13 protein-coding genes are annotated in these 13,559 nt (G+C 45.7%); all 13 read left to right on the top strand.

Features of this window, described 5'->3' with window-relative positions:
* Window positions 1-2: 2 nt before the first annotated feature.
* The 13 genes from topA to fliI all read left to right on the top strand — a co-directional run bounded on the left by topA (window position 3) and on the right by fliI (window position 13,559).
* The gene (gene topA, locus E8L90_RS05545) at window positions 3-2,081 is read left to right on the top strand and encodes a type I DNA topoisomerase (RefSeq protein WP_137028346.1); all 2,079 of its coding nucleotides are present in this window, start codon (window positions 3-5) and stop codon (window positions 2,079-2,081) included.
* A gap of 39 nt (window positions 2,082-2,120) precedes the next feature.
* Window positions 2,121-3,434 (top strand): FADH(2)-oxidizing methylenetetrahydrofolate--tRNA-(uracil(54)-C(5))-methyltransferase TrmFO, encoded by a 1,314-nt coding sequence (trmFO, locus tag E8L90_RS05550; RefSeq protein ID WP_137028347.1) that lies wholly within the window; start codon window positions 2,121-2,123, stop codon window positions 3,432-3,434.
* A gap of 61 nt (window positions 3,435-3,495) precedes the next feature.
* Entirely contained in the window at window positions 3,496-4,437 is a 942-nt protein-coding gene (gene xerC / locus E8L90_RS05555; RefSeq protein WP_137028348.1) for a tyrosine recombinase XerC, read from the top strand.
* 15 nt (window positions 4,438-4,452) lie between these two features.
* Window positions 4,453-4,995 carry an ATP-dependent protease subunit HslV gene (hslV, locus tag E8L90_RS05560; protein ID WP_007719366.1) on the top strand — a complete coding sequence of 181 codons (543 nt, stop codon included), beginning with the start codon at window positions 4,453-4,455 and terminating at the stop codon, window positions 4,993-4,995.
* 20 nt (window positions 4,996-5,015) lie between these two features.
* Window positions 5,016-6,413 (top strand): ATP-dependent protease ATPase subunit HslU, encoded by a 1,398-nt coding sequence (gene hslU / locus E8L90_RS05565; protein WP_279633645.1) that lies wholly within the window; start codon window positions 5,016-5,018, stop codon window positions 6,411-6,413.
* 40 nt (window positions 6,414-6,453) lie between these two features.
* Complete coding sequence (gene codY / locus E8L90_RS05570) at window positions 6,454-7,233, top strand: GTP-sensing pleiotropic transcriptional regulator CodY (protein ID WP_016743316.1); 780 nt, start codon at window positions 6,454-6,456, stop codon at window positions 7,231-7,233.
* A 371-nt stretch (window positions 7,234-7,604) separates the two neighbouring features.
* The gene (gene flgB, locus E8L90_RS05575) at window positions 7,605-8,018 is read left to right on the top strand and encodes a flagellar basal body rod protein FlgB (RefSeq protein WP_137028350.1); all 414 of its coding nucleotides are present in this window, start codon (window positions 7,605-7,607) and stop codon (window positions 8,016-8,018) included.
* Window positions 8,019-8,020: 2 nt separating this feature from the next.
* Window positions 8,021-8,479, top strand: coding sequence for a flagellar basal body rod protein FlgC (flgC, locus tag E8L90_RS05580; RefSeq protein ID WP_137028351.1), 459 nt, complete (start codon window positions 8,021-8,023; stop codon window positions 8,477-8,479).
* Window positions 8,480-8,497: 18 nt separating this feature from the next.
* Complete coding sequence (gene fliE, locus E8L90_RS05585; protein ID WP_137028352.1) at window positions 8,498-8,794, top strand: flagellar hook-basal body complex protein FliE; 297 nt, start codon at window positions 8,498-8,500, stop codon at window positions 8,792-8,794.
* A 30-nt stretch (window positions 8,795-8,824) separates the two neighbouring features.
* Window positions 8,825-10,414 carry a flagellar basal-body MS-ring/collar protein FliF gene (fliF, locus tag E8L90_RS05590; protein ID WP_137028353.1) on the top strand — a complete coding sequence of 530 codons (1,590 nt, stop codon included), beginning with the start codon at window positions 8,825-8,827 and terminating at the stop codon, window positions 10,412-10,414.
* A 13-nt stretch (window positions 10,415-10,427) separates the two neighbouring features.
* A complete protein-coding gene (fliG, locus tag E8L90_RS05595; protein ID WP_007719331.1) occupies window positions 10,428-11,441 on the top strand; it encodes a flagellar motor switch protein FliG in 1,014 nt (337 codons plus the stop codon).
* The gene (fliH, locus tag E8L90_RS05600) at window positions 11,425-12,243 is read left to right on the top strand and encodes a flagellar assembly protein FliH (RefSeq protein ID WP_137028354.1); all 819 of its coding nucleotides are present in this window, start codon (window positions 11,425-11,427) and stop codon (window positions 12,241-12,243) included. The genes fliG and fliH overlap by 17 nt, the downstream gene beginning before the upstream one ends.
* Window positions 12,240-13,559, top strand: coding sequence for a flagellar protein export ATPase FliI (gene fliI / locus E8L90_RS05605; RefSeq protein WP_137028355.1), 1,320 nt, complete (start codon window positions 12,240-12,242; stop codon window positions 13,557-13,559). The genes fliH and fliI overlap by 4 nt, the downstream gene beginning before the upstream one ends.

The following is a 13,559-nucleotide window of genomic DNA, read 5'->3' on the forward strand; positions in this document are numbered from 1 at the left end:
AAATGGCTGATACGCTAGTAATCGTAGAATCCCCTACGAAGGCCAAAACCATTGGAAAATACCTGGGTAGTAAATATATCGTGAAAGCGTCTATCGGGCATGTACGCGATTTGCCGAAAAGTCAAATGGGTGTAGACGTTACGCGTAATTTTGAACCCAAATACATAACCATACGCGGAAAAGGCGATGTATTGAAAGGCTTGAAAGATGCTGCTAAAAAAGTTAAAAAAGTATATCTCGCAGCCGACCCGGATCGCGAAGGGGAGGCAATTGCTTGGCATCTGGCGCAATACTTGGGGCTCGATTTAGATCAGCCACTTCGTGTGGTATTTAATGAGATTACCAAAGATGCCATCAAAGAAGCATTCAAGCATCCACGACACATAAACATGGACTTGGTAAATGCTCAACAGGCACGTCGCATTCTCGACAGACTCGTAGGTTACAATATCAGTCCGATTTTATGGAAAAAGGTTCGAAAAGGCTTGAGTGCCGGACGTGTTCAATCGGTTGCGGTAAAGCTTATCATGGATCGTGAGCGGGAGATTCAAGAGTTTATCCCGGAAGAGTATTGGACGATCGCGAGTACATTGATCAGCGACGGAAAAGAAATTAACGCGAAGTTTTATGGTTATGGCGATGAAAAGGTGGAGCTTCATTCGGAAGAGGATGTAGCAGCAGTATTGAAACGAATGAAGAACAAACCATATGTGGTACAAAAGGTAACGAAACGTGAGCGTAAGCGCAATCCTGCCCCTCCTTTTATCACGAGTTCTTTACAGCAAGAGGCAGCACGTAAGCTGAACTTCCGCACTTCTAAGACCATGCGAATTGCTCAAGAGCTCTATGAGGGGATCGACGTTGGTAATAAAGAGGGCGCAGTTGGTTTGATTACCTATATGCGTACAGACTCCACTCGCTTATCTGCGACTGCACAGAACGAAGCAAGAGAATACATACTTGAGAAATATGGTCAAGACTATGTGTTAACTGAGCCTCGTAATCAGGCGAAAAACGAAAATGCTCAAGACGCTCACGAAGCGATTCGTCCAACAGGTGTAATGCGTACACCGGATGAAATCAAGGAATACTTGTCGAGAGATCAGCTTCGCTTGTATCGATTAATCTGGGAGCGTTTCCTTGCCAGTCAAATGTCATCTGCTGTTCTTGATACGATGAGCGTAGATATTGACGCAGGTGGAGTTACCTTCAGAGCAACAGGATCAAAAGTGAAGTTTCCTGGATTTATGAAGGTATATATTGAAGGAAACGATGATGGTGCAGAAGAAGAAAGCTTCCTTCCGCCCATTGAAGAAGGACAAATCCTCGAACAAAAAGAAATCGAGCCGAGTCAACACTTTACACAGCCACCACCTCGATTCTCTGAAGCGCGCATGCTTAAATCATTGGAAGAGATGGGAATTGGACGTCCGTCTACCTATGCACCTACATTAGAGACCATTCAAAAGCGGGGATATGTGGCGTTAGAGGAGAAGCGATTTGTCCCGACTGAGTTGGGCGAGATTGTGATCACGCTTGTCGAGGAGTTTTTCCCGGAGATTCTTAACGTAGAATTCACTGCGCATATGGAATCGGGTTTGGATAATATCGAAGCAGGAGCAACCAATTGGGTCGATGTGCTGGACAATTTTTATCAAGATTTTGCAAAGCGCGTAGTGGTTGCAGAAGAAGAAATGAAAGAAGTAGAGCTGAAAGTCGAAGAATCGGATGAATCATGTGAGCTTTGCGGCCGTGTGATGGTTTATAAGCTTGGTCGATTTGGCAAGTTTTTAGCTTGTTCTGGATTCCCGGATTGCCGCAATACGAAGCCGATTGTAAAAGAAATCGGCGTAAAGTGTCCGCAGTGTGAAACCGGAGAGATTATCGAACGTAAATCTAAAAAGAGCCGTATTTTTTACGGCTGTAATCAATATCCGGAATGCGATTTTGTATCGTGGGACAAACCGATTGCCAGACCTTGTCCAAAATGCTCCAGCATGCTCGTGGAGAAAAAGCGCAAGAAGCAAGGAGTTAGCATTGTTTGCACCAAGTGTGATTATCAAGAAGAGGCAGACTCCTAAGCAGCCTGATTCGATTTTGTAGTTTGGAGGATTAACAGCATGTCACAACCAACAATTACAGTAGTGGGCGCCGGCCTCGCTGGTAGTGAGGCAGCATGGCAAATCGCGCAGGCGGGTGTAAAAGTAAAGCTGTATGAAATGAGACCGAAGACACAAACGCCTGCGCACCATACCGATAAATTTGCAGAGCTGGTTTGCAGTAATTCATTGCGTGCTAACACGTTGACGAATGCAGTAGGTGTATTAAAAGAAGAAATGCGTCGACTGAACTCTGTCATTATCGATGCGGCAGATCGTTGCGCGGTTCCAGCTGGAGGCGCGCTTGCCGTAGACAGACACGAATTCGCGGCTCATGTTACAGATGCCGTTCGTAATCATCCTTTGGTTGAGGTCATTTCAGAAGAGATTACCGAAATTCCTGATGGGATTGTCGTAATTGCGACGGGGCCACTAACTTCTCCAGCTTTGTCTACAAAGTTAAAGGAACTGACGGGTGAAGAATATCTGTACTTCTATGATGCAGCGGCACCCATTATCGAGAAAGACTCGATTGATATGAACAAGGTATTCGTTGCTTCCAGATATGATAAAGGTGAAGCAGCCTACCTGAACTGCCCGATGACGGAAGAGGAGTTCAATCGTTTCTATGATGCGCTGATCTCTGCGGAAACTGTTCCCTTGAAGGAATTTGAGAAGGAAATTTTCTTCGAAGGCTGCATGCCGATTGAAGTATTGGCAAAGCGTGGGCACAAAACCATGACATTTGGTCCTATGAAGCCTGTAGGTCTCGTTGATCCACGAACAGGTAAAAAGTCTTACGCAGTGGTGCAGCTTCGCCAGGACAATAGTGCTGCGACGTTGTATAATATCGTAGGTTTCCAGACCCATCTAAAATGGCCGGATCAAAAAAGAGTCTTTTCACTCATTCCTGGTTTGGAAAACTGCGAAATCGTTCGTTATGGTGTCATGCACCGAAACACCTTTATCAACTCGCCAAAATTGATGAAGCCTACGTATCAGTATAAAGATCGGGAAACTCTTTTCTTTGCTGGTCAAATGACTGGTGTTGAAGGATATGTAGAGTCAGCAGCATCTGGCTTGCTTGCGGGAATAAATGCAGCACGGTTCGCAAAAGGTGAAGAATTGATCGAGCTTCCGCCAGAAACAATTATGGGCAGTATGGCTCGTTATATTACGACGGCAGATCCAAAGCATTTCCAACCGATGAACGCAAACTTCGGGCTCGTACCGGAATGGCCAGAAAGAATTCGAGATAAGCGTTTGAAAAATGAAAAGCTCGCTGAGCGGGCGCTAGATACAATTCAGAATTTTACACAAGAACGACACAATTAACATTGATATCCGATTTTCGTCTGTGTTACTATATAGGTGCTTCGAGGAGGGTGCATCCCGTATGGACATATCGCAACAAAATTCTGCGGATATTGAGATGTTTACCCGCTATTTGCGAGTTGAAAAAAACGCCTCTCCTCATACGGTGAAGCAGTATGTGGCAGATATCAGCGAATTTGTCTCCTTTATGGAACAGCACCAAATCACCGTATTTGCTGCTGTTTCTTATTTGCATGGTCGCTCCTTTCTCGCGCAATTGGCTGGGAGGGGGCTTTCCCGGCGAAGTATTGCCCGCAAGCTATCCAGTTTGCGTAGCTTGTACCGATTTCTGTTGCGTGAAGGTCAACTGGAACAGAACCCATTTCAACTAGTCTCCACTCCCAAAATGGAGAAGAAACTTCCTTCCTTTTTATATCCGCAAGAAGTTCAAGCTTTTTTCGATCTGCCTGATACATCCACTCCATTGGGAATTCGTGATCGGTTGATTTTTGAACTGTTGTATGCAAGTGGCATGCGTGTTACGGAGCTCACCACTCTATCTGTGAGTGATGTGAATCCGAGCATGGGAGTCGCCTTGGTTTATGGAAAAGGAGCGAAAGAACGATATGTGCCGGTTGGAAGTTATGCCTGCGACGTTCTTCGGCAGTACCTAGAATATGGAAGAGAAAAACTGTTGGCTGGAAAAGTAGAACACGGCAATTTGCTGGTTAACTATCGGGGAGAACCGTTATCCGACCGCAGTGTTCGGCGGATTGTAGACAAATACGTAGAAACGTACGCTCTTCAATTGCGGGTTTCACCACATACCTTTCGTCATACGTTTGCGACCCATATGTTAAATGGCGGCGCTGATCTGCGTACCGTGCAAGAACTACTGGGACACGTCAATGTATCGACGACACAGGTGTACACGCATGTGACCAAAGAGCGACTTCGGCATGTATATGACACCGCTCACCCACGAGCAAACCCGGGCAATACAGGTTCCGCCAATCGGACATAACGGGAGGAATCAGTGATGGAACAGTTTCACGCAACAACCATATTTGCTGTACAGCACAATGGGTCTGTAGCGATGGCCGGAGATGGTCAGGTTACTTTTGGCAACAGTATGGTAATGAAGCACGGTGCCAAAAAAGTAAGACGTCTATATCGCGGCGAAGTATTAGCAGGATTCGCTGGCTCTGTTGCTGATGCCATTACGCTTTTTGAAAAGTTTGAAGGAAAGCTAGAGGAGTATCACGGCAATCTACAGCGAGCTGCTGTAGAACTGGCGAAAGAGTGGCGCATGGATAAAATTTTGCGTCGTTTGGAAGCAATGATGATTGTTGCCAATAAGGAGCATTTGCTGCTTATTTCCGGAAATGGTGAAATCATTGAGCCTGATGATGGGATTCTTGCAATTGGTTCTGGCGGTAGCTTTGCCCTTTCAGCAGGTCGTGCATTGAAAACATATGCTCCTCACCTCGGCGCACGTGAAATTGCGGAAGCATCGCTTCGTACCGCTGCTGAAATTTGCGTGTTCACAAACAACAATCTTGTTGTGGATGAGTTGAATTGAGCGAAAGGGAGGAACCTACTGTGCTGAATCTTGAGCAATTAACCCCGCGTAAGATCGTAGAGCATTTGGATAAATACATTGTCGGGCAGGCACAAGCTAAGAAAGCCATTGCTGTAGCGCTTCGCAACCGCTATCGTCGCAGTTGTTTGCCAGAGCAAATGATTGAAGAGGTTGTTCCAAAAAACATCTTGATGATCGGACCTACTGGTGTTGGAAAAACGGAAATTGCTCGTCGGATTGCAAAACTGACAGGTGCTCCTTTTATTAAAGTAGAAGCAACGAAGTTTACGGAAGTCGGCTATGTAGGGCGAGATGTGGAATCGATGGTCCGTGATCTGGTGGAAGCTTCTATCCGTACGGTCAAACAGGAAAAAGTAGAGTCGGTGAAAGAGAAGGCCGAGAAGCTTGCGAATGAAGCGATTGTGAATGTACTCGTACCATCTCGTAAGCAGTCGAACTCGTTCAAAAATCCGTTGGAAATGTTCTTCGGTGGACAGCAACAACAGCAGCAGGATACCTCTGATCAAGAAGAAGTGTCGATTGAGCAGCAACGCAGACAAGTCATGTGGCAATTGACGAATGGTCAGTTAGAAGAGCAAATGATTGAGATTGAAGTGGAAGATCAATCACCTTCGATGTTTGACATGTTCCAGGTTCCGGGTACAGAACAAATGGGGATGCAAATGCAAGATATGCTCGGTAGCCTGATGCCTAAGCGGATGAAGAAACGAAAATTGCGAATAAAAGATGCGCGAAAGGTATTAATTCAGCAGGAAGCGCAAAAACTGGTGGATATGGACGAAGTTACGCAGGAGTCAATTCGTCGAGCTGAACAACACGGGATTATCTTCATTGACGAAATTGATAAGATTGCGGGTAAGGATGGGCGTGGCCCGGATGTATCCCGTGAAGGGGTCCAGCGTGATATTTTACCGATTGTGGAAGGCTCAACTGTCATGACCAAGTATGGTCCTGTCAAAACAGATTATGTTCTGTTTATTGCAGCTGGTGCTTTTCACATGGCAAAACCATCAGATTTAATTCCTGAGTTGCAAGGTCGTTTTCCGATTCGGGTGGAGCTGACTAGCTTGCGCGTTGAAGATTTTGTCCGAATTTTGACTGAGCCTAAAAACGCGTTGCTTAAGCAGTACGTGGCCCTCTTGGAAACAGAAGGTGTGCGTATTGAATTTACACCGGAAGCCATTCAGGAGCTCGCTCGTCTCGCTGCTGAGGTCAATCAGAGCACAGATAACATTGGTGCTAGGCGATTGCACACCATATTGGAGAAGCTACTGGAGGATCTCTCTTTTGAAGCCCCAGAAATCCACCTAGAAGTTGTACAGATTACCCCCGATTATGTCAAACAGAAATTAGGTGCAATCGCGGGGAACAAAGACTTGAGTCAATATATTTTATAAACATTGGATAGGCAGCACATATAATTAGGAGGAAATACAGATGGATCTACTGTCAAAAACAAGAAGAATTAACCGCATGTTGCAAAAATCCGCGGGTCATGCCGTGAACTTCAATGAAATGTCACAAGTTTTAAGTGACGTTATTGAAGCAAATACTTATGTTGTAAGCCGCAAAGGAAAACTTCTCGGCTTTGCGATTCATCAAGAGATGGATAACAGCCGTATGCGCAAAATGCTGGAAGAACGCCGTTTTCCAGAAGAGTACAGCATGGGGTTACTGAAAGTAGATGAAACCTCTGCGAACCTGGATGTAGATAGCCCATACACCATTTTCCCAGTTGAAATGAAAGAAGTATTCCGCACAGGTTGGACGACGCTTGTTCCAATTATGGGTGGAGGAGATCGTCTTGGTACGCTGATTTTGGGTCGTATTAACGATCAATTTGTCGATGACGACCTGATTCTCGCAGAAGTAGGTGCAACTGTAGTAGGCATGGAAATCTTGCGTGAGCGTTCTGAAGCAATCGAAGAAGAAGCACGTAGCAAAGCAGTCGTACAAATGGCGATTGGTTCCCTCTCTTACAGTGAGTTGGAAGCAGTTGAACATATTTTTGAAGAACTCGAAGGCAAAGAAGGCTTGCTCGTTGCCTCCAAAATCGCGGATCGCGTAGGAATTACTCGTTCAGTCATTGTGAACGCACTGCGTAAGCTGGAGAGTGCGGGTGTCATCGAATCCCGTTCTTTGGGGATGAAAGGTACCTTCATTAAAGTGCTGAATGAAAAGCTGTTGCCTGAGCTAGAGAAGCTGAAAACGTCTTAATATACCTTGCCAAAAGTTACAAGAAAGTAAAAAAAGGTGTAGCAACTCATGTTGCTGCACCTTTTGTCTTGGGACTTTAGTCTTAGTTGTGTCGAAAAACGACACATTATTACCATAAATTATATATTGTTTTTAAATGCATGTTTCGACATTTGCAATGGTTTGAATATGGTTTGCATGTAAAATGCAGTAAAAAAACAGGAAGGATAAGGGATTTAGTCCCATTGAATCATTTTGAAAATCGTCATGAAAAGGGGCTTTTTTGTCCAAATTGATTTTGCTATGATTGTATCGTATTAGGGTGTCGAAAATACAGGAAACGTAGGTTGTTTTAGGGAAAAGAACTGACTCATATTGGGGGAAAAGGAAAAATGCTGGATAGTTACCATCTGCAGGTCCTGGAGAGATCACTCGACGCTGCAACATTGCGACATAGAACGATCGCAAACAACCTTGCCAACATAGACACCCCTCAATTCAAAAGTCAACAAGTCATCTTCGAGAGCTTTTTGCAAGATGAGCTGGACGCAAGAGCGGGAAATGGCAAGTTAGAAGCGTATCGGACCAATCAACGACACATCCCGTTTGGAAATGCAGGGGGCGTTGCAGTACCGCAGATTGTGTCCAATCCGAATAACTTCATTCAGAACAGTGGCAATGACGTTGACTTGGAAGCAGAAACAACAGAATTGGCCAAAAACCAAATTTGGTACAGCGGTTTAACGCAATTGACAGCAGGACATTTTCAAAAACTACGCAGTGTAATTGAGGGTGGAGGTAAATAAAGATGAGCTTGTTTCAGGGAATTAACACAAGTGCTTCTGCCTTAACAGCTAACCGCTTGCGATTGGATACGATTGCTTCCAATATTGCGCAAGCGGAAACCACTCGCGCAAACTTCGTAGATGGCGCCTGGCAGCCATATCGGAGGAAAATGGTGGAGTTGTCACCTCAAACAAATGGAACATTTGATAACTTCCTGCAAGCAGCCGTAGGGACGGTCTCAGGAAGTCAGGGTGGACAAGGTGTGAAGGTCACAGCAATTCAAGAAGACAATACTCCGTTTAAGCGAGTATTTGATCCATCTCATCCAGATGCAGATCAAGACGGATATCTCTTGATGCCGAATGTCGACCCGATGAAAGAGATGGTGGACATGATCTCCGCATCAAGATCATACGAAGCCAACGTGACAGCACTGAACGCTTCCAAATCGATGATGCTAAAAGCATTGGAAATCAAGTAAAGCGGGTGACAGTAAGGAATGGAAATGAGTGCAATCTCCCAACTAACGCCAATTCGCACACCGGTTGTGAACAAGCCAACCCCAGCTGAAGTTTCCCAAGAATTCTCATCGTTTCTATCGGATGCCATGAATAAAGTGAATCAGGCGCAAGTAGAATCGTCGAATCTTGCCGACAAGTTTGCAGCGGGAGAAATTACCGATTTGCACCAAGTGACTGTTGCAGGTCAAAAAGCTACCGTGATGCTGCAAATGACTATGCAGGTCAGGAACAAGATGATTGAGTCTTATCAAGAGATCATGCGCATGTCGATTTGATCGTTGTTGGTATCCTTTGAGAGGTGAAACATGAACGAACGTTTAGCAGTATACAAAGATCAGATTACGTCAAAATGGAACCAATTTTCCAAGAAACAAAAATGGATGATTCTCGGTATTTCCCTCTTCCTCTTGATTTCTCTAGGTCTATACATATACATCGCTTCCCAGCCGGTGTACAAACCACTTTACAACCAAAGATTAAGTGAACAAGAAATTGGGACGATCAAGCAAGAGTTGGATGCTTCACAAATCCCATATCGAATCACGGGGAATGGTACAAGTATCGAGGTTCCAGAAAAAATGGCACAAGATGTCATTGTAGATTTGGCAGCACAAGGTATTCCGAGTCAAGCAGGAATTAATGCAGAAATTTTCTCGAGTACCCTTGGAGTTACAGATCGCCAATTTGATGTCATGAAGAAAGAGGCTTTGCAACAAGAGCTACGCAAGATGCTGGAACGAGTAAAAGGTGTACGCACCGCACAAGTGATGATTACGTTGCCGCAGGAAAGCGTTTGGGTGACGGAGACTCCGGATACAGCGACGGCTTCTGTTATCGTCGATGTTGAACCTGGAACAACGCTTGATCAAAAGCAAATTAACTCGCTCTATTTACTTGTTTCCCGAAGCGTTCCGAAATTGCCGATGGAAGCGATTGCGATTACAGACCAGTATTCGAATCCGCTAGAACGTTCCGAAGGCAATGAAAACGAAGGTACATTGAGTAGCTTTAAGCAACAGGAAACAATCAAAGCAGATGTTGAAAAGAAAATTCAACAAAACCTGTACAACTTGTTGGGTACAATCATGGGACGCGATAAAGTCATCGTCCATACGTTCATCAAAATGAACTTTGACAAAGAAAATCGCGTTGAGAACATAGTTGAGGCACCTGACAAAGAGAATAACGAAGGACTTATCATTTCATCTCAAAAATTATCAAAAGCCTTCTCTGGGCAAGGTCAACCTCCAGGGGGGATTGCAGGAACCAATAACAATGCAGTTACGAACTACCCGGGATCTACCCCACAAGGAAGTAACAGTCAATACGAAGAGCTAAATGATACGATTAACCGTGAAGTAAATCGCATCACACGAAATGTTACATCAAGCCCTTACAAGATCGAAGACATCACAATCAACGTCGGGGTAGAACCGCCAGCTGGTGGAACGTTGGATGCTGCTACACTCGAGAGCATTAAACAAGTGTTGCGCAATGTTGTTCGTGTCACTTTAAGTGCTCAGGCTTCTGATTTACAGGATACTGAGTTGGACAAGCATATTTCTGTACTCCCTCGTCAATTCTCAGGAAAAGCTGAGCTTGAGGATTCCAGTGCACTAAGTCCTGCTGTTCTTTGGACAGTTGGTGGTATTGCAGTCTTGGCACTTGCAGCTGTTGCTTTCCTCGTTTATCGCAGACGCAGTCAAGCGAAGCAACAACAGGAAGAAGAGGAATATCCAGACTTGCTGACACCGTTAAACGCGGCCGAAATACCAGACTTGATTTACCAAGAAGATGGAGACCAGGTAGTGGTCAGAAAGCAACTTGAAAAATTGGCGCGAAGCAAACCAGATGAGTTTGTTGTTCTGCTTCGTACTTGGTTAGCAGAAGATTAAGGAGTGAAATGGTATGGCTCGCGGCGCTAAAGAGTTGTCAGGACGACAAAAAGCAGCTATCCTCCTCATCTCACTCGGGCCGGAAGTTTCTGCCCAGGTGTTCAAGCATTTGCGTGAGGATGAGATCGAGCAACTGACATTAGAAATCGCCAATGTGCGAAAAGTGGATACGGATGAAAAAGATAAAATTTTATCTGAATTTCACCAGATAGCGGTTGCCAAAGAGGTAATTGCACAAGGCGGGATTACGTACGCCAAAGAAATCTTGCAAAAAGCTTTGGGTGAGACCAAAGCAATGGATATTATCAATCGTTTGACGGCAAACCTTCAAGTTCGACCGTTTGACTTTGCTAGAAAGGCTGACCCAGGTCAAATCCTTAACTTTATCCAAAATGAGCATCCGCAGACGATAGCCTTAGTGCTTTCTTATCTGGAGGCTCAACAAGCAGCAATGATCCTGTCCGCGCTCCCGCAAGAACGTCAAGCAGAGGTTGCGAAACGTATTGCGACGATGGATAGTACTTCACCGGAAGTAATCGCTCAAGTTGAACAGGTATTGGAGCAAAAGCTCTCTGCCACTGTTACCCAAGATTACACGCAGGCAGGCGGGATCGAAGCGATCGTGGCTGTACTCAACGGTGTCGATCGTGGAACCGAACGCACGATTCTGGATTCCCTCGAAATTCAAGATCCAGAGCTGGCAGAAGAAATCAAGAAGCGCATGTTCGTCTTCGAGGATATCGCTACACTCGACAACCGTTCGATTCAGCGTGTTATCCGCGATGTGGAAAATGCCGATCTGCAACTTTCTCTCAAAGTATCCAGCGAAGAAGTTCGGGAAGTTATTTTCCGGAACATGTCCAAACGGATGGCGGATACCTTCAAAGAAGAAATGGAGTTTATGGGCCCAGTTCGCCTACGCGACGTCGAAGAGGCACAATCTCGTATCGTTGCAATTATCCGTCGCTTAGAGGAGGCTGGTGAGATCATCATCGCCCGCGGTGGAGGAGATGATATCATTGTCTAGGATCATCAAAAGCGCCAATTATCGGCCTTCTGAGGAATCTTTTCTCCTTTCGGTAACGCCTGTACCACTTAAGACGGAGGAAGTTGCCGAAAGGTTGCAAGAAAATCAGGAAATTTTTAATCAAGCTGAGATCGAGGCGAAAGCGATCATCTCAGATGCAGAAGAAACCGCCCAAAACATCTTGCAGCAAGCTACGGAGCAAGCAGAGCAAGTAAGACAAGAGACGCTTGCTCAGATGGAAGAATGGTGGGAACAAAAGCGTCAGGAAGCGGCCCAACTGTTTCAACAGGTACAAGAGCAGGCTATGACGGAAGGGCAAGAGGCAGGTTTCGAAACGGGTAAACGTGAGGCGTACGAGGAGCAAACAGCTACACTTAGCCAAGCAAAAACCATTCTGGAACAGGCATTTGCCGAGAAAAAACAGATTATCGCTGAGGCGGAGCCTTTTCTAGTGGAGCTCAGCATGGAAATCGCTAAAAAAATCATTGGACAGGAATTGCAACATCATCCCGAGCAGGTCTTGGAAATGACAAAAAAAGCACTCCGCCGCTCCCGTGTTCATGGCGAAATTACGGTGTGCGTCAACCATAAGTACTTCGATTATGTGCTCGAACATCGGGCTAGTTTTCTGGAATTGGTAGATGGACAAGCAGAGCTCTCCATTTACCCTGACTATACGGTACAAGATGGTGGATGTGTCATCCGTACTGCTTTGGGAAGTGTCGATGCCCGCATTGATACACAAATGGAAGAGATTAAGCAGGCGCTGCTTATGATTGCCAGAGGAAGTGAGGCTCCATGAGCGTCCTAGACCTCTCGAAGTACAAGCACATGCTTCATGGATTAGATCCGATGCGCGTGAATGGCAAAGTGACACAGGTTGTTGGACTCACCATTGAGTCGCAAGGGCCAGAAGTGAAATTAGGCGAGATATGCCACCTCTATCCGGCTAACACAAAGGAACCGATGATCGCAGAAGTCGTTGGCTTTCGCGAAAACAAAGTGCTGCTAATGCCATTAGGCGAATTGACCGAAATTGGTCCAGGTTGTGATGTAGTCGCGACAGGACGTTCGTTAGACGTAAAAGTTGGACCTGAAATATTGGGGTCGATCCTCGATGGACTGGGGCGCCCCTATCAAGGTTCGTTGCCATTTGGGCTGACGTCCTATCCTACCAACAATATGCCGCCAAATCCGATCCTTCGACCGCGCATTCAAGAACCATTGAGTGTAGGTGTGAGAGCAATAGACGGTCTCCTTACTATCGGGAAAGGGCAGCGGGTCGGCATTTTCGCTGGATCAGGGGTAGGAAAAAGTACCTTGATGGGAATGATCGCCCGAAATACTACAGCAGATATCAATGTGATTGGTCTCATTGGAGAACGCGGTCGTGAAGTGATGGAGTTTATCGAGCGCGATCTTGGGGAAGAAGGACTAAAGCGGTCTGTTGTTGTCGTAGCTACTTCCGATCAACCCGCCATGATTCGAATCAAGGGAGCGATGATTGCGACTTCCATAGCTGAGTATTTCCGCGATCGTGGAATGAATGTCATGCTCATGATGGATTCCGTCACGCGTTTTGCCATGGCACAACGTGAGGTGGGCTTGGCAATCGGAGAACCGCCAGCTACGCGTGGTTATACGCCATCAGTATTTGCGATGCTGCCAAAGCTGATGGAGCGTGCAGGAACAGCGGATAAGGGAAGTATTACGGCCTTTTATACCGTATTGGTTGATTCTGACGATATGAACGATCCGATTGCGGATGCGGCGCGGGGGATTTTGGACGGTCACATCGTTCTTGACCGAAAAATTGCTCACAAAGGTCACTTTCCTGCCATTGATGTGATGGCAAGTGTAAGTCGTGTCATGAATGAAATTGTCGATAGTAATCATTTGGATGCTGCTCGTCAGCTAAAAAAACATTTGGCTACGTTTCGTGAAGCGGAGGACCTCATAAATATTGGGGCGTACAAGCCGGGAAGCAATCGAGAAATCGATGCAGCCATTCGCTATCGTGATATCATTTCTGGTTTTACGGCACAAGGAACGCATGAACCGTCTACTTTGCAGGGTGCTATCCAAGCGTTGACAGCTCATTTCGGAGGAGTGAACTAA

It is taken from the genome of Brevibacillus antibioticus (assembly GCF_005217615.1).
Classification (GTDB): Bacteria; Bacillota; Bacilli; order Brevibacillales; family Brevibacillaceae; genus Brevibacillus; species Brevibacillus antibioticus.